Below are 24,003 nucleotides of genomic sequence, written 5' to 3'. Positions count from 1 at the left end.
AGGCGTGCGATCAGGGCTCTGACCTGGGGGGCTTTGGAGCGGGCGACGGGAATCGAACCCGCGTAGCCAGTTTGGAAGCGGCAGAAAAGCATCCCCGAAGATCACGCTCAACCCCGCTAAACTGCAGGTCAGAGGCTGTTTCGTATGCCATCCTGTGCTCGCTGATGTCGCTGGGATTTCCGTGATCCAGTGACAAATGAGTGACAGATGATCTCGCTTCCCGGGGGACCATGGGTTTCACACGCAAGCGCACGGGTCCGCACGGCACCCGGTACCAGGCGCTCTATGACGACGCCAGGAGCGTCCGCCAGACGGCCGGCACCTTTGCCACGCGCAAGGAGGCCGACCGAGCCTGGCAACGAGCCGAGGCACGCATCGCCGAGGGCAAGGCAGGCGACCCTCGCCGAGCCCGGCAAACCTTCCGCACCTACGTCAAGGAACGCTGGTTCCCGAACCACCGCATCGAGGCATCAACCCGCCAGGACTACGCCTACGCGCTCGCCTCCCACGTCATGCCGTACTTCGGCGACATGAAGCTGCAGGACATCACCTCGGAGACCGTCCGCGAGTGGATCACGCACCTGAAGAAGCAAGGTGCCTCGGCCTACCGCATCAAGTACTGCAAGACGGCCATCCTCAACGCCATCTTCACCACCGCCGTCAACGACGGCGTCCTCGTCTACCACCCCAGCCGCGGCGTGAAGACCGACCCCGTCCCCGAGAAGCCGCGTCAGATCATCACGACCGAGCAGTTCGCCCGCATCTACGAGGCCCTCCCGGACGCGACCGCCCAGCTCTTGGTCGAGACCGACATCGAGAGCGGCCTCCGCTGGGGCGAACTGACCGAACTGCGCGTCAAGGACCTTGACTTCACCACCGGCATCCTCACCGTCAGCCGCTCTGTAGTCGAACTCGTCCCCAAATACCACCCCGAAGGCCGCCGCTTCCTGGTCAAGGACTACCCCAAGGGCAAGCGGTGGCGCCGCTTCAAGCTCAGTCCCCAGATCGTCGCCAAGCTCAAGGCACACGCAGAAGCCAACAACCTCGGCCCAGACGACCTCTTCTTCAGCCGCCGCCGGGACAAACCACCCAAACCCGAACTCGTAGAACCCGAAACCCTCACCTTCAAAGCCCCGAACGGGCGCACCTACACCCACGGAACGATCACGGCCTACAACCTCGGCAAGTGCAAGTGCGACCGCTGCCGAGCCGCCTACGCCGCTTACCGAGCCAAGCGTCGAGCCCAAGGCAGAGACAGCCCCCGCAAGCCCCGCATCGTCGACACCGAACCGCACATCTCCGCCAACTGGTTCCGCAAGTACTGCTGGCACCCAGCCCGAGACGCCGCCAACCTCGGTTGGTCACCTCGAATCCACGACCTCCGCCACGCCCACGCCTCCTGGCTCCTCGCTGGCGGCGCCGACCTTCAGGTGGTGAAGGAACGCCTCGGTCACCGCAAGATCTCCACAACCGAGCGCTACCTTCACACCCTCCCCACCGCCGATGAAACCGCCCTGGAAGCCCTGAACAAGATCCGCACAACACCCGCAGGACCGCCGGGTTCCCCGAACGCAGAGAAGGAACTGGCCGATGCGAAAGCCAAGATCGCCGAACTCCAAGCATTAATCACCGATCAACTGATTGCTCAGAAGACCAGCGACAACCTCAAGCTCCGCCCTGCCTAGAAGGGCCGTACATTCTCGCCGGTGAGGGTGGCCGAAAGTGGCCTAGCGTCATCGTTTGTTCCTCAGGCACCGTAAGCAGCGCGTCTCTTGATCTAACCTTCGAGATATGGAAGAAGCCCCCGAGCTGATTGCTTCGTGCAGTGCCGTCACGAAGATTGTGCGAGAAGAGAGGGAGAGCCTGCGGGCGCGCTACGGCCAGCCTGTTAGTGGAGGATTTCCTCATTCGGACCTTTTGTGCGAGTCTCAGGCTGGCCATCCTGGTCGCCACGTCCTCCTAGTCAACGAATACGAGGGTATGTTGCTGGTCTGGCTTCACTGGGACGATGAGGGTGCCCGCGAGTTTGCCTCGATGCCCGGATGTCCAGCCGAGATCCCGATGACCGACACAGAGCCCGGCGAGTGCTGCACCTTTCCCGCAGAGCACTGGGGAGCGCACTCCTACGAGACCGACCACTTTGCGCGCAGCAGGGAATGGTGGTCGACGCACGAACCTTGGCGCGAGGAACGTGAAGCCCTCTATGCAGCCCTCAGCAGTGGCACAGGCGTCTTGGGCCCTGGCCCTGGCTACTACGATGGGACCGGGTACTGGCTCTCGGGATATCCCCCGACCAGCGGCCGTGCACGCTGACCCGAAGGTCCCGCTTGCGAGCCGCTTGTCCGCGCCGCCCCGCACTGCCCCAGAAACGACGAAAGGCTGGTCGGTCGAACGCGTAGGCCCGTATCAGTCTGTCGCTCGGCGTGCCGCCCTCGGTGCTCGGTTCTCGTGCTGCTTGCAGGAGGAGCGCGGCGACGCAGACGGCCGGGATGGGTAGGCCGTTTCTGGCGTTTCGGTCTTGACCTGGAGGCGCAGCAGTTGCCATCGGACCTGTTGCGGTTGCTCGCCCACCCACAACTCAGCGGCGTCAAAGTCCATCAGGTCCCAGGTGAGCCTGAGAACCTCGCCTTTCGGTGGCCTCAGCACGAAGGCGGGCTCTGCGCGCAGCACTGGCAGGTCGTGCGGAGCTTGAGCTGAAGGGATTCAACCCAGCCATTCGGGCTGTTCTGGAGTGTGCTCTATTGGAGTGGTGAGGCGGTCTGCTGTCTTCCGTGATGGCCGAGGTCGTGGTCGGGTGCACGATGGCCTCGTGAATAGAGCGAGGAGTGCCGGTGGGCACCGGCGATGTGGCTCGAGGAACCGCAGGCTGGTCGAACCCCGGGCAGCAGGTTCTCGCGGTTGGCGGGCGGGCGCAGCCACGGCAGCGGACAAGCCGAATGTCCTCGCACCGCAGCCCCGAGCAGCTCGCCGCGCCGCAGGCCGACGCAGAGCACCAGGACGTAGAAGGCGTAGAGTTGGTCCTTCTTGGCCGCCTTGAGGACGTCCCGCACCCGGTCGATCGTGAGCCCTTCGGTTGCCCCGTAACGGCCAACTCCCACACGTCCGCAACATCGGCCGCCACAGCCTCAAGAGATCCACGCCGCCTTAGTAGCCGCAGGCATGGACGTCCAACACACCAACCTGACCCAACACCCACGACGCCCTAGCACGGTCAGCCACCACACTGACCAGGCTAGCCAGAGGCCGCCGCACGTCCAGGACCTCAAACTCACCCGAAGCCGCCGCAGCCTGGATGAGGACTTTCGATACGTCTTTCCATCCGCTCCTTCCGAGATCTTCCCGCCGAACGAGACTTGATCCGGCCGTCGGTGTAGTTGCCGGTTTGGACGTTGCGACCCTCGCTTGCCCCGGTGGACAGGCGCCACCGACGCCCCTCTTGTGCAGATCAGCGCCACCTAACTGTTGCGATCATCATTGCTCGACCGCGTCCGTTCAGCGAATGTCCTGGTGCCACGCGGTGTCGCGAGTCAGGTGGCGATGGTTGGCCCATTCCTGGGCGATCCGACGTCCGCCAGTAAGGAGGGCGGTCACGGCTGGGCGTTGGCTGAGGGGGAGCCAGGCGCTAAGGGAGGAGGCCACATCGGGGGCGACGCAAGACTCGGTGCCGTGGCGGGGGCGGCCAACCCGAAGGAGCAGCTTATACAGCGCCGTCGCCGGGAGAACGGGGGGGAGGCCGATAGCGGTGGCGGCTTGAGATGCCTTGAGGGGGATGGTGAGGCCACTTGGGTCGAGGTCCCCGAAATAGCGGATTTCGGCGATCCGGTGCTTGGCGGCGATCGATCGGATCGAGGCGCGAAAGGAGCCGCCGACTCCCCAGGCGACATAGCCGAGCCGATGGTCTGAGGGGAGCGCGTCGACGATGGACCACCACGTGGTGGAGTTCTCGATGACGAGGAGCAGGTCGCCGTGGCCGACCCTGTGGAACCGGCCCTTGTCGTCGGTGGCGGGGAAGGTCTCGGTCAGGAGGGGAAGCGGTGGGCGGAAGGTGCGGAGCACTTCGTCGAGCCGAGCGGTGTCGGAGAAGAGGACGCCGCTTCTGAGATTGTCGAGAGCTTTCTCGGGAATGGGGAAGTCGGCGTCCGAGCCATAAGTGCCGAAGATCTCCAGAGTGCGCTCGCGAAGCGGCAACGGAGTTAGATCGGGGGCGCTCTTCAGCCAAGTATTGATGGCCCTGTAAGCGGCCTTCTGCCGTGGGCCGGCCGTTCTCCAGGATGCGGCCATGCCGCTGAGCTCGGGATGCCAGGACGGCATAGGAACGGACGTGGCCCGCCGCGGCGTCTCGGGAAGCAGCCAGACTCCGACGGGCAGCGGGGCCATGTCGGGGGCTCGCTCCCGCAGTGGTCTGACGATGCGGTGCTGTTCGAGTTGTTTGAGGAGGTGGGCCAGCACCTCCGGTTCGTAGGCGTTGTCGGGATTGCGATTGTGGACGAGTTGGAAGACGTCATAGACGTCCCGGATCGGGACACGGGTCTTGGCGCCCTTGCCGAGGCCCCGGTCGTCGGCCCATCGGCGGAGTCCCGCAGCGAGCTCACGCTCCCTTCGGGGGAGGGACCTGTCCTGTGCCTCTGCCATGGCTGTAGATTCTCGCAGTGCTGATCCGCCCGACGCCGTCAGAAGGCGGCAGAGCGTCGAGGTGCCCCTTGACCCGCGCGTCGACGGACAGGAACATGCGGGCGGACCTGAGATCCTCGTCGTTGCGAAGCCTGATGATCAGAGGGAACTGGCGCAGCGCCCTGTCGTCGAAGAGCCCTGTTGTGTAAATGAGCTGGACCCCGAGCGTGCGCGCGACGGACAGCTGGAGATCCAGCAGGTAGTAGGCGTTCGCCCGGCCGATCGGGTTGTCGAGGAACAACAGCCCGGCGCGGTGCTCCGCGCGCCGGCCACGGTCGTTGCCGCGGAGCGCCGCCATCGTGCAGTAGAGCAGGATCGCGGCGGTGAGCTGCTGTCCGCCGGAGAAGACCTTTTTCACCCGTGAGACCCGTTCGCGTTCGGCGCGCAGTGTGGTGTCGGGTTTGAGGACGTAGACCTTGATCCCCTTGGGTGTGGCCGCATGGACGGCCCTGAGTATCAAGGCCAGACCGGTGCGCTGGACCTTGCGGTTGTCGGAGGTCCTCCCGGCGGCGGCTTCATCGACGACCTCGCCGAGACGTTCCATGAGGAGTTCGTTGCCGAGGAGCTCGAATTGGAAGCGGAGGAACTCCTCGTTGTGCCAGTCGCCGAGGCTGCTTGGGAGCCGGGACACCCGCTGGGCGGTGCGGAGAACACCGATCGCCTTGTCGGTCTCGCCCTTGAGATTGGTGACGATGTTCCGGCGGTGCCGTTCGGTCTGTTCGAGATCGTCGTTGAGGGACCGAAGACGGGGCCGCAGCCGTTCCTCCCAGGGTTCGGCCTTCTCCGCAAGTCGCTCGGGTTCCGTCGCGTTGATCTCGCGCTGAACAGCGGCGCCCAGTTCGGCGAATCGGTCGCTCCTGGTGAGGGCGTGCAGGGCGCGCCCCGACTTCCTCACCTGGTCGGCGTCCTCCAAGGCCGCCGATCGCGTGGACTTTCGGGAGGCGAACAGGACGTCGTACTCGTTGACGGCGGACGCGTAGTCGCCCTCGTAGGGCGTCTCGACGGAATCCGTCAGATCCTCCTCGAGTCCCTTGGCAAGGACGCCGAAGGACCTGGCCGCCTCCTCCGCTCCCGAGTGTTCCCCTTGCCGGAGATCCAGTTCCTTCTCGCGTTCGGTGACCAGACGTACGGCGGCGGCGTGCTCGTCGAGCGTCTGCCGGATACTCAGGTCACAGGCCGCGACGTCCACCGGAAGCGGATGGAGGAACCTGTCGACGGGCCCGGCCTCCTTGTCGTCCCATGCCGTTTGGAGCCGTTGGGCCTCGTGCTCGCACACACCTCGGCGGACACGCGCGTTGTGGTGATCCTCATCGGCCACAGCCCGGGCCCGCACGGCCAGGTCGAGCGCTGACGCCCGGCTGGCCGCACTCGCACCCGCAGTGGTTTTGAGGAGGTCCTGGGCACGTTCCCGGATCTTCGAGTTGAGGGCTTCGTAGGTCGCCGTCGTGGCCGCGGCGGTCTTCTCCGCAGTCGCCAGCCGCTCCATCAGATCTTCGTCGGTCGCGGCGCGCTGGTATTGCTCCGCCGCCGCAGCGTAGAGTTCGCGCAGTACCGGGACGGGCTCTGCAGGGCGCGCACCGGAGTCGGTGATCTCCTCAGCACCGGGCAACGCGGCACGTTCCGCGTCGAGGTCCCGCTCCGCCCGGCGCTGCCGGTCGGCCTCGCGAACCGCGTCGGTGGCCAACCGGTTCTCGTTCAGGGCGTCGTTTCCGAGACGTTCGGCGGTCTCGCTCTCCACACGGGCGGTCTCGAGTAGGCCCCTCCGCTTGTTCTTCCAGCCTGGGATCTTCTCGGCCTCGTCGGCCAGAGCGGTGAGGGTTCGGACCAGGTCTTCCGATCTCGTTCTTTCCTCCGCGAGAGCCTGCCGCTTGACACGGGCGTGGAGAAGCCGACGCTCGTTCTGCTCCTTGGCCCTTTCGGCCGTGGCCACGGCCGCCGTCGCCTCGGTGAGTTCCATTGCGGCTCGATCGCGATCGCCTTCGAGTCCGGTAATGCGCCCCGGTGGATAGTCCCGCAGCCAGTCACGGACTCTGCTCAGAAGGGCGGTGTCCCTCTCTTGGGCCTCCGTGAGCGCGGCGATGGCCGTGGTCCTGTCCCGGTGCCGGGACTCGATCCGCTCGTGTTCTCGTTCGGCGGCTGCCTCGTCGTAGAGCGCGGGTTTGAAGGGGAGCACGAAAGCGGGTACGCCGGAGCCGGGCCGCTCCAGTTCTTCGGTCGTGGCGACGGTCACGACCGAGGCCGACTGGTGACGCTCGTCGGACAGGATCCGGCGGGCGTCCTCGACGTGCTCCTTCGAGTTCAGGAGAATTCCGGCCACCAGGTGCGGATGGACGCGGACGAGTTCGCGCCGCCGGTCTCGGTTCTGAATGTCGCTGACATATCTCCATCCCGGCCATGCCTGAATGTTCTCCCTGACCAGGGCCGCGCATGCCTCCTCCACCCCGGCCGACGGCGGGAGCAGGTCGCCCTCGGCGAGGGCCAGGCGGTCGCGTTCGTCCTGTGCCTGCTCGACCATCAGGGCCACGATCTTGTGGGTGTGCTCCGCGATCGCCTCGGCGAGGGATTTCGCGAGGGTTGGAGCGTCCTGCTCAAGGAGGACGTCCCCAGTCTGGAGGAGTTCCGCGAGGCGGTCCTCCGCTTGGAGGAGCGCGCGTCGTCGGTGGGCCTCCTCAACGGCGTCCCTCGCGGCGTCATGCCGTTGTTCGGCGTCCTTGGCCTCGAGGTCCGCGCCACGTTGTTCGGCATCGAGACGCGGCCAGTCGTCGATGAGCTCGTTGACCTGCTTCTGGGCGCCGGCCACCTTCTCGTAAAGGTCCTGTCGCTTGTTCCGTTCGGTGGAGAGCGCAGTCGCGAGCGTCTCGGGTGCCTCGATGAGGCCGTCGTTCACGGCTTTGTCGAGCCGCCTCCCCACGTTGGAGATCAGGTCGGTGAGCGTGACCGCGTTTGCCCTCGCCTCGGCGGCCTTTCCGGTCGCTGTCTGCTGCGCTTCGCGTGCGGCGGCTTCCCTGTTCTGGTGTTCGGCGGCCTCCTCATCGAGGACTGCGGCGGCGTCGGCGGCGTTCCGCGCGAGGCCAAGGAGCGCACGCGCGAGAGACATGGCGGCGAGCGTCCGGGCCTCTAGGAGGGGACGTGCCTGATCGTCGCGTTCCTGAACGAGTTCGCGAAGGCGTCCGGCCTCGGCGGCGTTGCTGAGATGATCGAGTACCGCGCCGGTGCTCTGCCATGCGCTGACCTCGGCCTCGGCCTGGCGAGTCCTCCACTCCGTCTCGTTCGTGTTTCGATCAGCCGCCTGGAGCGCCAGTATCGCCTTCCGGAGGCGCAGTGCTTGCTCGCGGTTCAGGAGGGCGGTGGCCTCGAGCTCGGCCTCCTTGAGGGACGTCTTGGCTGCCTTCACCCGCTCCGTGAGGCTGACCAGCGACGAGTTCTCACGGCCGCTGCGGGCGGTGACGCTCCCGGCAAAGGCACTGAGTGAGGCTTGGGCCCGCGCCGAAGTGTCGTATGAGACTGCGGCGCGCTCCGCGTTCCGTCGCAGCGGGGCGAGGAGCTCCAGCGTTTCCTCCACGAAGTCCCGTTCCAGGACAGTGGTGGCGCGTTTGGCCAGCTTCTCGACGTGCTCGGAGACGAGGTCGGCGAGCGGAGTCAGGTCCCGCTCGAGCAGGACGGCCTCCAGTAGGAAGTCGACGAACCGCTCGTCGGTCTCCATGGTGAAAGCCCGGACGGCCTCGCCTTCGCCCGCGTTCATGTGCCGCTGGTAGTGGAACAGTTCGGTGTCGATGCCGAGCTTTCCCAGGCGCTCGGTCCAGTCGCCGTGGCTCCTGGGCCAGTAGAGATCAAGATGCGAGTCCTCGACGAACGCCGCGCTCAACTGGGCGCGGTACGCCTGAAAGGTCAGATAGCGGCCCTGCTCGACGACTGGGAGACTTTCGAGGTTGAGCTTCTCGTTGGGAAACAGGCAGTACCACTGTTCAAGAAAGTTCTCGGCGGTCGCTGAAACCGTCTGCCCCTTCCAGGCCATGGTTTTCCCGGTGATCAACAGGCGTCCGGTGACCGAGTGCGTCCACTCCAGGATCACGTGGGAGACGTCCCTCGCACCGACGAAGTCGCCAAGGGAGGTTCCGTCCGAGCCGCCGACGACGTTGCGCTGGCCTGGCAGCAGGACCGAGAACACGAGCTTCAGCAAGACGGACTTGCCGCCGCCGTTCTCCAGGAAGACAACGCTGGCCGACGACGGCCGAAGCACCTCCGACACACTTGCGAACAGGTTCGCCTGGTAACCCGTTACCGGACGGCCCGCCTTGCTGAAGTCTAGGAGGACGTTCTCGTAGCGCGCCCCGGAGGGACCGACGGAACGGAGGCAGATTCGGGAAAGCTCGTACATCTCACTGGTCTCCCGACAGCGCCTCGGAATCAGGTCGGCGAACGAGGCCGCCCTGCGACATGGGCGGACCGTTCATGATCTCGGTCAGCTCATCGAACAGCCGGAGTGCCGCGAGCTCACGGACCTGGAGCTGGTATCGGTTGGTCGTCCGGAAGACCCGGTCGGACTCCTCCGCCTCCTCGTTGTAGGCCGTGAGCATGCCCTCCTCGAGGAGATACCTTACGACTCTGAGGACGAGCGCCTCGTTGGTGTGAGGCGCGACCCGGTCGTCCCGCGTCTCCGCGGCTTCCGGTCGGCGGGCGTATAGCCTCCAGACCCGTTCCAGTTCCGGTTCGCCCTGCGGTGGATCCCCGTTCTCGCCAGCCGCCGCCGCCCGTGCGTCCAACTCCTTGCAGACGTCTTGGACGACGCGGTCGACCTCTCTGACCGAGATCCGGCCGACGTACTTGTCGTCGGCGAGGTCGGCGGGTCTTGGAAAGCCCAGCGCAGCTGCCGCGAGGTGGACGATGCCGTGGAGGACGCGTTCGGTCTCCCGGTGCTGGGCCTGGCGGAACAGCCGGGCGTAGGGTTCGAGCTTCGTTTCGAAGAACGAGCCTGGAAGCGGTGCGAGGACGGAGCCGGCGCTCCCGGTGACGCCGATGACACGGAGCTTCAGTCCCGCCGCATAGCGGTGGACGATCCGCTCAAACTCCGGATCCTCGTTGTAGCGCCGGACGAGCGCCGCGTAGTCCAGGTCGCGGAACGGACGGAGTTTGGGCCGGAAGCCGTAAGCGACGAGTCGGCCTGCAGCCTCAATGTCGTCCTCGTCCTCGAACACGGGGTTCACCGCTCGCCTGCCCTTTCGTCGTTCCGCTCGATAAGTGCCGAGGTGACCAGCAGGTCGTCGCCGCCGAAACCGGGGACGTCGAGCGGTGTGCCCGTGGGGACCGACAGCCGCAGCGCGCGATCCCCTCTGTGAACGCTCGAGCGCGCTTCCGGCGCGAAGGCGTGCTGGGCCAGAAGAGCCACCAGGTCTGGAAGGTTCTCAAGGTCGGACTCCGCCGCCTCCGCCAGGAGGTCCGACAGCCTGCGAACCCTTCCGGGGAGGTTCAGCAGACGCTCTGCGGCATCCCATTCCGCGTCGGAGAACCCACTGGGTTCGGGCAGTGGCGCGAACTCGGGCTGGGGCACCGGTTCAGCGTGCCGTGGCCGCTCGGGCGGGGGATCGAACAGCAGCCGAACGAGTCCCGTCAAATGGACGGGGGCGCTGGCTTCGGGGCCACTGGAGGCCGCGAAGAACCGCGCGACGGGTTCGGCCGCCTCGGCGACGGAGAGCGCCATCAGCGGCTTGAGTAGACCTCCGTACAGGTCAATGCCGAGCCCGCCGGGCCGTCCCGAAAACTCCTGGCGGTCCTGTTCCTCGCGAAAGACCACGCGAGCCCCGATCAGCCACCGTTGCAGAACGGTGTGGCGGCGGACACAGTCCTCGACGATGTCGACGAGTTCGGCAGCCGCGCGCTTGAGTACTGGATCGTCCGCCTCGTCTCGCGTCCGTGTGATCTGTGCGGCGATCCCGCGTTCCATGACGACACGTTCCTCGACGTGTTCCAGCGCCTCGTCCAGGAGCCCGGGCATCGTCTCCATCCAGTCCACCGACCATACGTCGCGCCGCGTGGCGTCGAGGCGTGCTCGGATCTCCTCGCCGAGTTGGATCGTCCGGATCCGGGCCTGCTCGGCGACGAGCTTCGCGTCCTGGAGCCGCCCCCGCTTGATCAGGTTCCGAAGCCGGACCTCGGCGGCGATCTGCGCTGACTCGACGTCCGTGTCGAGCGCTCCGACCAGCACGTTGAGTGCTTCGTTGGACGCCCTGAGCACGAGCCCGCCGCGCTCGTCCCGCTGCTCTTCCAGCAGCCGGAACCGGAAGTCCAGCCTGACGTGGCGGCCCGCCTCATCGGTCACCCCGTAGGACGAGGTGAATCCCCTCTCGATGTGCTGAGCGTTGAGCAAGCCGTTCAGCACCCAGCGAGCCACGGCCGTCCACTCATTCGCTGATCGATCGGGCGCGATCTGCCGAGCGTGCTCCGATAGCCGCTCAATGACGCGGTCGTGCCCCGCGCCGGTCTCGAAGTCTTGGGCGATCGCGACGATGTCGATGGCGTGCAAGGCCAATTCTGCCATCGGGTACACCCGTGCGTCCGCCCAGGTGACGAGCCCCTTCCTCTCGTCGAGCTCATGTAGCGGCCGGGTGAGGGATAGCGCCTTGACCCTCTCGCTGAAGCTCCGATCGGATGATCCCCCAGGTTCAATGACATCTCCTGTCACGGCAGTCACTGTATCGTTCAGAATGAGCACAGTGCCGTCATTTCTCACCCTTGCGTCCGGCTCTGTCATGGAGTTCGCCTGCTTCCCGAGCCAGCTCGCAGGAGGGCGCGCCATCGTCCGTCCGAAGCATCGTCACCCAGGTGAAGTCCATCCACATCGAACCGGACAGCCTCCTGTCCTGCGCGATCCACCCCTCGGGCGAGTTAGTAATCAACTGTGTCGTGTTGGCCTACTGACTGCCGGAGCGCAACCACATGCTCCAAAACACTCGGGGCACGGAACGTCTCGGTGCCCCGCGAGCGGCGTTCCCAGCGTGCAGCGCCGCTGCCTGAGTCACCGAACCGACCAGTAGGCCACCTTGAGATCTTCCGTCTGATTGGATCTCCCTCTCCGCTGGGAGAGGGATCTGGCTCGAGCGTGGATCAGCCTGTTGGTCTTGCGCACGCGGGGGTGGTCCACTCAAGGTGAAGTTCCAGCCCTAGGAACACGAGTGATCCCCATGCCTGTGGGGGCAGGCCGTGACGCCAGATGACTCCGGTCTCCCGACGCAGATCCTCCTCACACTCGGGGAGCAATCCACCACACCAGCACTGGCATGCCCACTGCAGCAGGTGGTCTCATGCCTACAGGCATCGTCCGCGACTAAAGACCGGTCTACTTCACGCTGTTAGCGCAGTTATTCCGCGAAGCAATCGTGACAGGGCTTGCGGGTGAGAGTGGGCTCACGGGGGTAGGATCTCAGCAGAGGGCGGAGCTAGGCTCAGTAGGCAAGGCAATTCGCTTATCGGGTTTTCGCTCATCAGGCACGTGCATCTTTGCAGGTCAGTGCAGCGTTCGGGGCGTGTGACCTGAAAGCAGAAGGTTGGCGATTGCGTCCGTCCCTGTCACAAAGTCACCTCCGAGCAGCGGGAATGTGGTCAGGGTTTCTGCCATCTTCAGTTGGTGTGATGGTGCAGGGTGGGATCCTCGGGACGATCACTGTCAGCTGCCGGTAAGCAGCGTGCCCGCCGCCGGTATCCGTGCTCCAAGGGTGACCCTCGGGAAGCTCAGAACGATTAGAGCGGCTTATCACCGGTGGCCGTTCTGTAGATAGGAGGCCTTACCCGCTTGGAGGCTGTGCAGTGCTGCATGTGCGCGACGCCAGACGTATGGGCGGAGGCGGTTGGCGGCTTCGTTGTCGTTGCAGAATTCGAAGGCGCCTAGCTCTTCATCGTTCAGGCTGAGGTTAGCGATCTGGTGCTCATCGAGTACGCCGCCGTCGAAGATGAACATGAGGGAGTCGTCCCAGGGGCCGTGTGGGGGTACCCAGTCGATGCATAGGAGTCGGCCGGGGTGGATGTCGAGGCCCAACTCTTCCTTCAACTCGCGGCGGACGGTCTCTGTTGGTGGTTCGTTGGCTTCGCTCATACCGCCGGGTAGGTCCCAGTCCGGCTTGTACTTCGGGTCTACAAGGAGCAGCCGGCCCGCGGGGTCGCGGATGAGCGCGTCGGCGCCGACGCGCTTGCGTGGTTGGGTGGCGTTGCCCTCGGCGAGATGGGCGCGCCATGCTTCGGGGTCGCGCTCGTAGAGCGGTTCTTCAGGAGACATCGGTTCTCCTCGGCTCATCGCGCAGTGGCGGCGTCGCTGCTCAGCCAACTGTAGAGACCGCGTCGGCTGCGGACGACATCTTCTAGGCAGGGTAGGAAGTCGGCGACCGTGACGTTCGCTCGGTATGGCCTCAGTAGCGCCTGTAGCTCGTCGAGTTGCTGGGTTACGAGGTGAGAGCTCAACCCTTGGATGGCGTCGACGACTTCGCGGGCTTGGGTGCATGCCTCTTCCGGCTGGCCTTGGGCGATGAGCACTGTCACCAGGAGGAGCTTGGCGAAGGCTCGGCTGCGGATGTGGCTGTCGGCGCGCAGCTCGATGATGCGTCGGGCCTGGCGCTCGGCTTCGGTCAGGTGCCCGAGTTGGCGCATGCAGCGAGCGGTTTCGCTGGCCAGCGAACCGGCGTCGAAAGGGCTGACCCATGGTGACGGTACGTCGGAGGGGGAGCGTTCTAGTGCCTTCTCCGCGTCGGTTAGGGCGTCAGTGCAGGCGGCGTGATCGGTGAGCGCTGCCAGGCCGCGTGCTGCCATGGCATAGAGCCGTGCGGAGAGCGCTGGTGCTGGGGGTGCGTCGGCGAGTGCGGTGTGGCCTTGCTGTGCAAGCGCTATGGCGTCTTCCGGTTCGTCCTGGTGCAGGGAGAGGTGGCTCATGCTGGCGTAGATATGGGCGCTGAGCTGGGGGTCCCCGCCCATCTGGGCCAGGTGGAGTGAACGGCCGAAGTGCTGGCGGGCGATGCGGTCGTGGCCAGCGTCGTGAGCCATCCAGCCTGCCATCTCGGTGAAGCCGCCTGCTGCGGTGAAGACGTTGACCCCTCGCTGGGGCGTGTGGCTGCCGAACAACTGGGGCGCGAGCGTGGTTTGCAGATAGCTCGTGACGGTGGGGTAGAGGTGGCCGCCGCCGACCTGGCGGTCTGCCGCGCGGAAGGCGTGCAGTGTCGTCATGTTCGGGTCGTCACTGGACAGCGCCAGGCTGGCAAGCGGGTTGAGTACGGCTTGCTGCACGGCGGCGGGTAGCGATGGAGCGGTGGCTTGCCGGATAGGTGGGGATGTGGCGGGTGGCTGACGGTCTTCTGGGAGCTTGAACCACAGCAGGCAGGATGGAATGCCGAGGGTGCGTGCCCAGGGGATGAGGCGGTCCAGGTCGGTCACTGGTGGGCCGCTCTCGATGCGACTGAGCTGGGTCTGAGTGATGTTGAGCCAGCGGGCGACGATGTCTTGCGGCAGGGCACGCGGGCCGTGGTGGGGATGATGCCGGTACGCCCGGACGACCTGCCCCATGTGCCAGCTGACCAGGGCCGCCCGTAGGGGCTCGGAGCTCCAGAAATCAGCGGGCACGGTCAGTGGCGTGATGAACCGGTCACGCGCTTTCACCTGACACGGAGCGCACCGAACGCCCGGATTGTCCCGAGCGAGACGCGTGCCGCAAGTGTGGCAAATACGCGCATTATCCCCTGTGGTCATAACCGACGGTGGCTTCCTGGGGGTAGTCGATTACGGTCAGTATATGTCGCCTGGTGGTGACTTGTCTCGCCGCTATGCATCGTGCGCATAAACGGTAGGCGGAACCAGCGTAGCCCGGTAGTTCCCCAGGTCGCAGGCTGGTCCTCCACCGCAAAGCACCAACTCACGCGGAGAGAACCATGCGCACGGCTGGCAAGCGAGCTGGAGAGGTTGCCTGCCGGCCGTGTGTTCCCGACGCGGGGTCGATGTCGTTTGTGAATGTCCGCTCCCCCCTGCGGTATTTGCGAGAGCCCTGCTCCGGCATCGGCCCTGCTCCACCCTGGCCGCCAACGCATCGAGGAACGCATCGTGAACACTTGGACGCACCAAAGCGAGCTGACACTCATTGCACTTCCCAATGCCGCGTATTGGGGCCGGCGGCATACCGAGGAGGTCTTGAACCGGTGGAATATGCGTTGCGTGCTCGGCGACGCGAAGCTCGTCATCACCGAGTTCATCAGCAACGCGGTGAAGGCGACCGGCACGCTGGATGTGCAGCAGCAGGAGGCATACGCCAAGGACCCGCTCGCTGTGCCCTCTGCCGAGCTGTCCCAGCTCGAACAGGTGCGGCTGCGGCTGTCGTGCAGGCGGGCTGAACTGCTCGTCGAGGTGTGGGACAGCAGTGACGAACCGCCGGTCGAGCAGCTGCCCGACTTCGAGTCCGAGGGCGGGCGCGGCCTGTTCGTTGTGCGGGCCTTCTGTGAGAAGTGGGGCTGGTACCCGGCGCAGGGCGGCGGCAAAGTGGTATGGGCGGAGCTGCGCGCACCGTGACCTGCGTGCTGGACCTCAGGACTACACCCGGACTCTTGTGGAGATCATCTCGCTGATGCCTCTCGCCATCGAGCCCAATCTGGCACCGGCGACGATTACGGCGGTTCTCGTTCTTGGCCCAGGTGCCGGAAAATTGGGGCGTTTGCCGGCGGGTGAACGGTTTGAGAGTTCGCGGCATCGTGCGTCACGATCTGTTCGTCTTCGGAATGAAAGCGTCTGCGTGACCTAGCATTCATCCAGCCCAGCGCGGGATGCAAGATAGCTGGTAGAGCGCTACCTGTTATGGATAACTTCCGCTCGGAAGATCACACTGGCCAGGTGGGGACCGAGCGCGGTCCCCAAGAGCCGTGAGCGGAGGTACATGGGGAGAGCGAAGCATGAGGACGGCCAGTCAGAGCCGTTGCAGCGTCGGGCGAAGCTCGGTGAAGGGCGACGGAGAGAACGGGAACTGAGAATCCGTGTCAGCGACCAGAAGTACAAAGAGATCCATCAAGCCGCGACACAGGTCGGGCTCGCTTGTAGTGCCTTCGTGGTAAGGACGGTCCGCACTGCGATCCGGGAGCAGCGGCCCTTGGACGGAGCGCTCGCCGCGGTGCATGCCGACCTGCGGAATGCCAGCCGCCAGGTCAACGCGGTCGGCGTCAACCTCAACCAGCTCGTGCGCCATGCCAACACCCACAACGAGGTTTCCGATTCGCTGCCGTGGCTGGCCGCGTACTGCTTCCAGGTCGTGCGGCGGGCTGAAGCGGTCATCGTCGAACTCGGTAGACATCTGCCGTGATCGCCAAGGTCACCCGCGGCACCGATGTCGGCAACCTGCTCCGCTACCTGTACGGGCCGGGCAAGCGGAACGAGCACGTTGATCCACACATCGTTGCCGGATACCGGCACCCAGCCGCACTGGAACCACCCAGACCACCGGGCAGGAAGTACGATCTTCGGTCGCTGGCTGATGCGCTTGGCTCCCCAATGGAGACCCTGCGGGGCAGCCAGCCAGCCGAGCCGGTCTGGCAGTGCTCGCTACGGACGGCTCCCATAGACCGTGCCCTGACCGATGAGGAGTGGGCCGACGCCGCCGAGGAGCTGATGCATCAGACCGGCATCGCACCACGCGGCGATCCGGAGGCCTGCCGCTGGATCGCCGTCCGTCACGCGGACGATCACATTCATGTCGTGGCCACGCTCGCACGGGAAGACGGCCGCCGCCCGAACATCACCCGCGACTACCTCAAAGCGCGGAAGGCATGCCAGGTCGTCGAGCAACGGTACGGCCTGTGCCGCACCGCGCCCGCGGACCGGACGGCGGCGCCGCGTCCTACGCGCGCCGAGACGGAACGCGCGCAGCGCGCCGGCTTGAAGGAGCCGCCTCGCGTCACCTTGCGCCGACAGGTCGCTGCAGTCGCCGGATCCTCTGACAGCGAGGAAGCCTTCTTTGCTGGACTGCGTGAGCGCGGGTTGTCGGTCCGGCTGAGATTCAGTGTCCGGACGCCGGGAGAGGTTACGGGCTACGCCGTGGCGGTGCCCGATTACACGAACTCGTCAGGTGCGCCGATCTACTTCTCGGGCGGCAAACTCGCCGCTGACCTCACCCTGCCCAAGCTGCGTCACCGGTGGGGGGACGACGCCGCCCGCGAGCCGGATGCCCGATCGCACAGGTGGACACGACGGGCAGTGGCCGACTATGAGGTGCGGGTTGGCGCTTACCGGGAGGCTGCTCGGGTGGCCGGGACGGCGGCCTGGCAGATGCGCGCACTCTGCGATCCACGTGTTCGTGCCGATCTCGCAGCGGCGGCGTCCGACGTCCTGCACGTGACCGCGGACATCACCGGAAACCGCGAACTGGCCAAAGCCGCCGACTTCTACGATCGCGCCGCCCGGGAACCCTACGGCCGTCCACCACCGGTCACGCCGTATGGGGGCGCCCTGCGTTCCGCTGCGCGGATGCTCGCCGCCGCCAACATCCACCAGGGCGATCGACGTGACCAAAGAAGGGACCTCACGGTCGACCTGCTATTCCTGATAGCGAACCTCGCCGACCTCATCGAATCGGCCGCCGAGCATCGCCTCGCCCAACACCGCCTCGCACAGGCCGACGCTGCTCGCCGAGCTGCAAGTCGGCTCCACACCATCCGTCAGCTGGCGTCTGGATCAGCCTCCCCGGCACCACCGCGCGTCGCAGACCTCGCTGAGGAGGCCCGGACGACGGCACGTCTTGCGGCCAGCTCCTTCCCGGTGCCGCTGGCCGACGGGTTGGGCTCGACGGCCGTACCGGCCCCTCGACTGGCCAAGGAGTCACCGCGTCCAAGGGGCGTGCCCAGGCGCTGAGCGGCAGGGGGCGAGACTCGCCGATGCGCTCGCAGTGGTGGAGCCATGATCACCCTAAGTGCACAATGACGGAGCGTAAACAATGTCATGAAACGGCAGAGCGTCTAGCTGCCGCTCCTCGAGAGGAAGGACGGGCCATGTTCACGATCAGCTCTGGCTCTCCCAGAGAGGGCCTGCACCTCAAGGAGTGCATTCATGACCTACGACCGAGGCAAGACCGGTCGTGACGTCCAAGCGGACTGCGAGACTGAGCAAATCGCTCACGAACTGGAAAGGGTCGTCCGGTCGCTGAACCGGGCCGTCGGTGAACCTCGCGGTCTGGATGGGGCGGCAACCGTCCACGTGGTGTTGGACGCCGTCTCGGCAGCCGCCTCCGGCCTCGATCAACCCCTACAGCAACTCGAGCGCTTCCTGGCGCGCCAGCACGCGGATGGGCGCCTCGTCCATAACTCTGGCGCGAATCTCGACGAGGCGCTCGGCGCCTGCAGCCGCTCCATCCTTCACGCTCGTCATCTGGGCGCGGGGTGTGGCGAAGCGGTCAACCAAGCGCGAAGCGCGATCGACCATGTCCGTGGCACGGGCCTGTCGGCAGTCGGTGCACCGTCGTCCTACAACATCGCTGGCGAAACGGCATCCACGGCCTCGGGAGGCGGGCAACGGGCGAGATGGTTCAGAGGCCTCAGGAAGGGGGCCTGAGCCGTGAAGCAGATGAGCCACGAGGAGCTTCTCGCCCTGCCCACCACGATCAGCATCGAGACCGCCGCACGCGCCATCGGGTTCGGGCGGACGCGTGCTTACGAGTTGGCCCGCCGCGAGCAGTTCCCCTGCAAGGTCATCCGGGTGGGGGTCAGCTACCGGGTCGTGACGGTTGACCTCCGGCGCCTGCTCGGGATCGAGCCGAGCTAGCGAGACGTCCGCAGGCTGAAGGTCCGGTTCTCCGTTGGGAGCCGGACCTTCGGTGTTGAGGGCGCGTGGTTGTCCCCCGTACCGATCTCTGCTGGGGGCGGTCAGACCTTGATCACGAAGGTTCGCAGATGAACCAGGATGCCGCTCAGGCGTGCCCGATCCCAGTGACAAATGGGTGACAAATGATCTTGGGAGGGGCGGTCAAGACCGCCCTGCGAGGCTCTGACCTGGGGGAACGGTGGAGCGGGCGACGGGAATCGAACCCGCGTAGCCAGTTTGGAAGACTGGGGCTCTACCATTGAGCTACGCCCGCTTGGGGTCGGCGGCGGCCTGGCGGGGCCGGCACGTCGATCGCCATCCGTAGAGTACAGGGTTTCGGGGGTGCTCGGGTCCGGGTGGTAATGGGCGAGGCGTTCGGGGCTGATCGGCACTACACTGCTCGGGTCAGACGGGCTGTGGCGCAGTTTGGTAGCGCACCGGCTTTGGGTGCCGGGGGCCGTGGGTTCAAATCCCGCCAGCCCGACGTAGGTCAGAGGCCCTGTTCTCCTTTGGGGGACGGGGCCTCGGCTGTGTCCGGCCTACGTTGGTCTCGGGGCTTCCTGGGGACGGTGGCGTGTGTTCAGGTTGCGGTATGCGTGCGGGCATCGTTGTCGTTTGCTTGTTGCTGGCCGGGTGTGAGAGTGGGGCCCCGTTGCTCGTCCTCCGGTTGCCTCCTCGCCTGGGGTGAGTGTTCCGACTGAGAGGTTTCAGGGTGCTTGGCGCGCAGAGGGTTCGGCTGCCTGAGGACGAGGGGAATGCGGAGCGCATGCGCACGTGTGCCTCGCTGCTCATGCCTGGAGAGGTTGTGCGGATTGAAGGGCAGTGCGTTCCAGGCATGCCTGGCTCGGCACGGGGTGAAGTTGCCGGCTGAGGGTGAGTGGCTGCGGATCGACCGGCGTGAGGAATCCGTGATGGACTCGGCGCTCAAGCAGTGTTCATGACAAGGCGAAGAGCCTTTCCCAGGTTTCGGCGTTGACGGTGCCTGTTTGCGGGATTCCCTCGCGTTCCTGGAAGGCGATGACGGCGTCGCGGGTGATGGGGCCCAGTTCGCCGTCGCCGTTGAGCTGGGTTCCGCTGATCATGTTGAGGCGCATCTGGACGCGCTTGACGTCGATCTCGGCGAGCGTGCCGGGGAAGGGGCGGGTTCCGGCGACGAGATCCCAGGCGGCCGAGGCGGCGTCGCCTGCGCGGGTGCAGAACCAGAGCCTGAACACGGGGCCCGTTGGTGCGGTCTCGGTTGTCGCGAGCAGTTCGCCTCCGGCGCCTCCGACGCGGCCTTCTGGAGACGGCATCTCCCGGGGCACCAGACGCATCTGGGCGTTCTCTTTTGACTCGAAGACGGCGCCGGGGCCGCTGCGGCTGATGGCGTGGAGGCCGAACCCGGCGTCGCTCGTGCCCAGGACTCCCGTGCTGGTGCGGCTGTCCCCGTGACTGCCGATTCCGGTGCGGCTCATGCCCAGGGTCGCGGTGTTGCTGTCGCTCATCCCGTGGACGCCGAAGCCGGATCCGCTCTTGCCGAAGACGCCGGTGCCCGAGCCTGTTCCGAGGGAGTCGAGGTTGACCTCGGCCGGTGGCACGTTGAGGTTCATGAGGTCGTTGGTGTTGGTGACGCTCGCCCCGACGACACCGATGCGCTGCCCGAATCCGGTTCCCAGTACGCCGAACTGGGAGAAACGGCCATGGCCGTACAGGCCCGCGACTCCGCCGCCACTGGTCTGTCCCACGACGCCGCACCGGCGGGCGTTCACCCGGAGGCCGAATTGGAAGCCCGTGTCGTCGGAGGAGAGGGTCGAGAACGCCGTCTGCGGGAATCCCGAGTCGGCGAATGGGGGGCCCATCGCGGTGAACTGATCGTCATGCATTTGCGATTCTCCCTTTTCTCTTGTGGTGCGGCCGTGCCCGCTGAGGTGCAGGGCAAAACGGGGTGTTGCCGCTTCCGGTCGGCCGTGCCCCTTGAAAAGCGGGTGCGCGGGTAGGGGAGGAAGATCCAGGATGGGGGGCGTGGTCGAGGTCACCAATGTGCTGCTGGCGGGGGTCGTGGGGTCCACGGCCTATGGGCTGGCGACGCCGGAGTCGGACGTGGACAGGCTGGCGGTCTTCGCGGCGCCGACGGCGCTGTTCCACGGGCTGCGGCCGCCGACCGGGAGGCAGGCGACGAAGGTCACCACGAACCCGGACGTCACCCAGCATGAAGCGGGCAAGTTCGCGAGCTTGTGCCTGGGGGTCAATCCGTCTGTGACGGAGCTGCTGTGGCTTGAGGAGTACGAGACCCGGACGGGGTTGGGGGACCGGCTGATCGGGATCAGGGCGGCGTTCCTGTCGGCGCCCCGGGTGCGGGACGCCTATCTCGGGTACGCGGTGTCGCAGTTTCGTCGGTTGGAGGGCCGCGGGGACGGGTCGTTCTCGGCGGACACGCGGAAGCGGACGGCCAAGCACGCCCGGCATCTGGCCAGGCTCGTCCACCAAGGGCTGGAGCTGTACCGGACGGGCCTGCTCACGGTGCGGCTGGCCGAGCCGCAGTGGTACCGGGACTTCGGCGAGCGGGTGGCCGGGGGCGAACTGGACGAGGCGAAGGCGGTCCTGGCCAAGGCGGAGCAGGACTTCGACGCGGCCTCCACGCCGCTGCCGGAGCGTCCTGACGAGGGCGCCGTGGAGGAGTGGCTGCTCCAGGTGCGGGCGGCCTTCCTCTAGCGGGACGGGCCGGGCGCGACGGCGGTCTTGGCGAGATCACCGGCCCGGACGCGGTCCAGGACGGTGGACACGCTGGTGACCACCTCGTCGAGGTTCTCGCGCAGCGCGTCGGCGGAGGCCCGGTAGTCCTCGGGGGAGTCGACCTCGGCGGCCTCCAGGAGCGGGACGGCGTCGGCGAGCTGAGATTCCAGCCAGCCGATGGGGTCGGCGGTCAGGTCCTCGCTGAAGACGCGCCGCCCCGGCTCGTTGTCGGCCATCCCGGGGTGGTGGTGCATGCGGTCCTTGGTGCCGGGGCCGTTCGCGGCGGTCTCCAGGAAGTCGGCCCGCCAGACGGCGCGGTCGGCCACCACCCGCTGGGAGGCGTTGATCGAGCCGCGCCACGGCTCCGGGTCGAGCAGCCGCAGCTCGACCCGGACGCCGCGTTCGCGCCCGCCGCGGACCGGGTCGGGGTCGATCAGGAACACGTCCTCCACCGTCACTCCGAGACCGCCGAAGCAGAACACACGCAGCACGCCTGACTCCTTTCGCCCGATAAGTCGGACGATACGCCAGGGGGCGCAGCAATCAAGGTGTCAGGAGATCGCGCGCGGAGCGGGCCGCCAGGCCGAGCGCCTCGTCCAGCCGCTCGGGGCGGCGTCCGCCCGCGTTCGCGATCGGGCCCCGGCCGCCCGTGCCGCCTCCGAGGGCCGCCGCGGCTTCCCTCAGCAGCGACGAGGCGGTGCCGGACGTCGCATCGGTGAGCGCGGCGACGAGGGTCGCCTTGGCGCCGGAACGCGTTCCCAGGATCACCGCGCCCGGCTCGGTGCGCGGGCGTCGCGCCAGCACGTCGGCGGCGAGCGTGCGGAGGTCGCCGGTGTCCGGGACGATCGCGCTGATCAGCCAGCCGCCCGGCAGCTGCTCGGGGCCGTCCGCCAGCCGGCGCGCCAGCGCGGCGCGCTCGGCGTCGCGGAGCGCGTCCAGGTGGCGGCGGGTCTCGGCGAGCAGGTCGAGCCGCTGCCGCAGCCGCGCCGGGGCCTGGTCCGGCGGGACGTTCAGCAGCGCCGCCAGCTCGGCGAGCAGCGCGTGCTCGTGGTCGTGGTGGCGCAACGCGTCCGCGCCGGCCAGCGCCTCGATCCGGCGCAGCCCGGTGCCGATGGACGACTCGCCCACGATGTGCACGGGCCCGGCCTGCGCGCCGTGCCCGACATGGGTGCCGCCGCACAGCTCGCGGGACGCGTCGCCGATGTCGACGATCCGGACGCGGTCCCCGTATCTCTCGCCGAACATGGCGGTCGCGCCCGCCGCCTCCGCCTCGTCCCGGGTCGCCTCCCAGGCCCGGACCCCGGGATCGTCGAGCAGGTAGTCGTTCACGAGGGTCTGGACGGGGCCGGTGTCGACCGGGGCGAAGTGCGCGAAGTCGAACCGCAGCCGTCCGGGCTCCACGCGGGAGCCGCGCTGCGCCGCGTGGTCGCCGAGGACGCGGCGGAGCATCGCGTGCAGCACGTGCGTCGCGCTGTGCGAGCGCGCCGTGGCGTCCCGGCGCGCCGCGTCCACGACCGCCTCCGCCTCCTCGCCCGCGCGGACGGCGCCCTGGGCGACCCGCGCGGTGTGCACGTGCAGGCCGTCCAGTCCGGGACGGGTGTCGAGGACCTCCAGCACCGCGCCGCCGGAGGTCCGCACGGTGCCGGTGTCGCCGACCTGCCCGCCGCCCTCCGCGTAGAACGGGCTGCGGTCCAGGATCAGCTCGACCTCCTGGCCTTCGGACGCCTCCGGGACAGGCCCCGAGCCGTCCAGGAGCGCGACCACCCGGCCCTCGGACGCCGTCGTGCCGTACCCGACGAAGGAGGTGAGGCCGTGCCGGGCGACGACGTCCCGGTAGAGGTCGCGGCGCGCCACCGCGCCGCCCTTGCGCTCGCGCCCGGCCTGGTGCGCCTGCCGCCGCTGCTCCTCCAGCAGTTCGGCGAACGCGTCCGCGTCCACGGTCAGCCCCGCCGAACGCGCCGCGTCCACGGTCAGGTCGACGGGGAAGCCGTAGGTGTCGTGCAGCTCGAACGCCGTGCGCCCTGGCAGCACCGCCGAGCCCGACGAGTGTGCCGCCGTGATCGCCGAGTCGAGCAGCCGGGACCCCTGCCGCAGCGTCCGGCCGAACGCCTCCTCCTCCGCCGCGCACACCCGGCCGATCAGCGTGCGGTGGCGCTCCAGTTCCGGCCACGCCTGGCCGAGGGTGTCCACGACGCTGCCGGCCAGCGAGGGCAGCACCGGGTCGTCGACGCCGAGCAGCCGCGCGTGCCGGATCGCGCGGCGCATCAGCCGCCGCAGCACGTAGCCGCGCCCGTCCCGCGCCGGCAGCACCCCGTCGGCGACGAGGAACGCGACCGACCGCGCGTGCTCGGCCGCCACCCGGAACGACAGCGACTCCTCGCCGCCGTCCCGCCCCGGGTAGGGGCGCCCCGCCAGTTCCTGGACGAGCCGCAGCGTCGGCGCCAGCAGGTCGGTCTCGCACAGAGTGCCGGCGCCCTGCAGGACCGCCGCGAGCCGGTCCAGGCCCAGGCCGGTGTCGATGCTCCTGGCGGGCAGCTCGCCGACGATCGGGTAGCCCTCCTTCGCCGGTCCCTCGCCCCGGACGTTCTGCATGAACACGAGGTTCCAGAGCTCCAGGTAGCGCTCGCCGTCCACCGCCGGGCCGCCCTCGGGGCCGAACGCCGGGCCCCGGTCGTAGTGCAGCTCCGACGACGGCCCGCACGGCCCCGGGACGCCCATCGACCAGTAGTTGTCGGCCATCCCGAGCCGCTGGATCCGGCCGGCCGGACGCCGATCCGCCGCCACAGCCGCTCGGCCTCCCCGTCGTCGGTGTAGACG

Annotated in this window: 17 protein-coding genes and 2 tRNA genes; 8 read left to right on the top strand and 11 right to left on the bottom strand. The window is 67.3% G+C overall.

The window, feature by feature from the left end:
* Positions 1-230 precede the first annotated feature (230 nt).
* On the top strand, positions 231-1,685 hold the full coding sequence (locus tag ACZ466_RS07815; RefSeq protein ID WP_378286905.1) for a tyrosine-type recombinase/integrase: 1,455 nt from the start codon (positions 231-233) through the stop codon (positions 1,683-1,685).
* Positions 1,686-2,738: 1,053 nt separating this feature from the next.
* Here ACZ466_RS07815 and ACZ466_RS07810 read toward each other — a convergent pair.
* From ACZ466_RS07810 to ACZ466_RS07780, 7 genes are all read right to left on the bottom strand, one after another.
* Entirely contained in the window at positions 2,739-3,050 is a 312-nt protein-coding gene (locus ACZ466_RS07810) for a hypothetical protein (RefSeq protein ID WP_464043088.1), read from the bottom strand.
* 442 nt (positions 3,051-3,492) lie between these two features.
* Positions 3,493-4,632 (bottom strand): hypothetical protein, encoded by a 1,140-nt coding sequence (locus tag ACZ466_RS07805; RefSeq protein WP_378286907.1) that lies wholly within the window; start codon positions 4,630-4,632, stop codon positions 3,493-3,495.
* Positions 4,589-9,049: a coiled-coil domain-containing protein gene (locus ACZ466_RS07800; protein WP_378286908.1), complete on the bottom strand. Its 4,461-nt coding sequence runs from the start codon at positions 9,047-9,049 to the stop codon at positions 4,589-4,591. The genes ACZ466_RS07805 and ACZ466_RS07800 overlap by 44 nt, the downstream gene beginning before the upstream one ends.
* Position 9,050: 1 nt before the next feature.
* The gene (locus ACZ466_RS07795) at positions 9,051-9,866 is read right to left on the bottom strand and encodes a hypothetical protein (RefSeq protein WP_378286909.1); all 816 of its coding nucleotides are present in this window, start codon (positions 9,864-9,866) and stop codon (positions 9,051-9,053) included.
* A gap of 5 nt (positions 9,867-9,871) precedes the next feature.
* Positions 9,872-11,350 (bottom strand): hypothetical protein, encoded by a 1,479-nt coding sequence (locus ACZ466_RS07790; RefSeq protein WP_378286910.1) that lies wholly within the window; start codon positions 11,348-11,350, stop codon positions 9,872-9,874.
* Between the two features lie 1,068 nt (positions 11,351-12,418).
* Positions 12,419-12,937: an NUDIX domain-containing protein gene (locus ACZ466_RS07785; RefSeq protein ID WP_378286911.1), complete on the bottom strand. Its 519-nt coding sequence runs from the start codon at positions 12,935-12,937 to the stop codon at positions 12,419-12,421.
* 14 nt (positions 12,938-12,951) lie between these two features.
* A complete protein-coding gene (locus ACZ466_RS07780; RefSeq protein WP_378286912.1) occupies positions 12,952-14,304 on the bottom strand; it encodes a helix-turn-helix domain-containing protein in 1,353 nt (450 codons plus the stop codon).
* Between the two features lie 438 nt (positions 14,305-14,742).
* Here ACZ466_RS07780 and ACZ466_RS07775 point away from each other — a divergent pair, with 438 nt between their 5' ends.
* The 5 genes from ACZ466_RS07775 (at position 14,743) to ACZ466_RS07755 (ending at position 18,435) form a co-directional block, all read left to right on the top strand.
* Positions 14,743-15,204, top strand: a complete 462-nt coding sequence (locus tag ACZ466_RS07775; RefSeq protein ID WP_378286913.1) for an ATP-binding protein — start codon at positions 14,743-14,745, stop codon at positions 15,202-15,204.
* A 361-nt stretch (positions 15,205-15,565) separates the two neighbouring features.
* The gene (locus ACZ466_RS07770) at positions 15,566-15,985 is read left to right on the top strand and encodes a plasmid mobilization relaxosome protein MobC (protein ID WP_378286914.1); all 420 of its coding nucleotides are present in this window, start codon (positions 15,566-15,568) and stop codon (positions 15,983-15,985) included.
* Positions 15,982-17,529 carry a relaxase/mobilization nuclease domain-containing protein gene (locus tag ACZ466_RS07765; RefSeq protein ID WP_378286915.1) on the top strand — a complete coding sequence of 516 codons (1,548 nt, stop codon included), beginning with the start codon at positions 15,982-15,984 and terminating at the stop codon, positions 17,527-17,529. The genes ACZ466_RS07770 and ACZ466_RS07765 overlap by 4 nt, the downstream gene beginning before the upstream one ends.
* A gap of 195 nt (positions 17,530-17,724) precedes the next feature.
* Complete coding sequence (locus ACZ466_RS07760; RefSeq protein WP_378286916.1) at positions 17,725-18,225, top strand: hypothetical protein; 501 nt, start codon at positions 17,725-17,727, stop codon at positions 18,223-18,225.
* Positions 18,226-18,237: 12 nt separating this feature from the next.
* Positions 18,238-18,435, top strand: a complete 198-nt coding sequence (locus ACZ466_RS07755; protein ID WP_378286932.1) for a DNA-binding protein — start codon at positions 18,238-18,240, stop codon at positions 18,433-18,435.
* 239 nt (positions 18,436-18,674) lie between these two features.
* Here the strand turns inward: ACZ466_RS07755 and ACZ466_RS07750 are convergent.
* Positions 18,675-18,748, bottom strand: a tRNA-Gly gene (locus tag ACZ466_RS07750).
* Between the two features lie 136 nt (positions 18,749-18,884).
* Here ACZ466_RS07750 and ACZ466_RS07745 point away from each other — a divergent pair.
* Positions 18,885-18,958: transfer RNA gene (locus tag ACZ466_RS07745), tRNA-Pro, on the top strand.
* Between the two features lie 451 nt (positions 18,959-19,409).
* On the opposite strand, the gene ACZ466_RS07740 is transcribed toward ACZ466_RS07745, so the two are convergent.
* A complete protein-coding gene (locus tag ACZ466_RS07740; RefSeq protein ID WP_378286917.1) occupies positions 19,410-20,489 on the bottom strand; it encodes a peptidoglycan-binding domain-containing protein in 1,080 nt (359 codons plus the stop codon).
* Here ACZ466_RS07740 and ACZ466_RS07735 point away from each other — a divergent pair.
* Positions 20,476-21,165, top strand: a complete 690-nt coding sequence (locus ACZ466_RS07735; RefSeq protein ID WP_378286918.1) for a nucleotidyltransferase domain-containing protein — start codon at positions 20,476-20,478, stop codon at positions 21,163-21,165. The genes ACZ466_RS07740 and ACZ466_RS07735 overlap by 14 nt on opposite strands.
* Here ACZ466_RS07735 and ACZ466_RS07730 read toward each other — a convergent pair.
* Positions 21,162-21,677, bottom strand: coding sequence for a hypothetical protein (locus ACZ466_RS07730; RefSeq protein WP_378286919.1), 516 nt, complete (start codon positions 21,675-21,677; stop codon positions 21,162-21,164). The two genes, ACZ466_RS07735 and ACZ466_RS07730, sit on opposite strands and share 4 nt — an antisense overlap.
* Positions 21,678-21,729: 52 nt before the next feature.
* A complete protein-coding gene (alaS, locus tag ACZ466_RS07725) occupies positions 21,730-23,970 on the bottom strand; it encodes an alanine--tRNA ligase (RefSeq protein ID WP_378286920.1) in 2,241 nt (746 codons plus the stop codon).
* Between the last annotated feature and the right edge of the window lie 33 nt (positions 23,971-24,003).

The organism is Actinomadura rugatobispora, assembly GCF_055379765.1.
The sequence above is the reverse complement of the archived record's forward strand: the minus strand, read 5'-3'. Positions and strand labels throughout refer to the sequence as shown.

Bases quoted from the DNA above. Each gene is read 5' to 3' on its own strand.
- ACZ466_RS07815 (WP_378286905.1), top strand. From the start codon at position 231: ATGGGTTTCACACGCAAGCGCACGGGTCCGCACGGCACCCGGTACCAG.
- ACZ466_RS07805 (WP_378286907.1), bottom strand. From the start codon at position 4,632: ATGGCAGAGGCACAGGACAGGTCCCTCCCCCGAAGGGAGCGTGAGCTC.
- ACZ466_RS07800 (WP_378286908.1), bottom strand. From the start codon at position 9,049: ATGTACGAGCTTTCCCGAATCTGCCTCCGTTCCGTCGGTCCCTCCGGG.
- ACZ466_RS07785 (WP_378286911.1), bottom strand. From the start codon at position 12,937: ATGTCTCCTGAAGAACCGCTCTACGAGCGCGACCCCGAAGCATGGCGC.
- ACZ466_RS07770 (WP_378286914.1), top strand. From the start codon at position 15,566: ATGGGGAGAGCGAAGCATGAGGACGGCCAGTCAGAGCCGTTGCAGCGT.
- ACZ466_RS07760 (WP_378286916.1), top strand. From the start codon at position 17,725: ATGACCTACGACCGAGGCAAGACCGGTCGTGACGTCCAAGCGGACTGC.
- ACZ466_RS07755 (WP_378286932.1), top strand. From the start codon at position 18,238: ATGAGCCACGAGGAGCTTCTCGCCCTGCCCACCACGATCAGCATCGAG.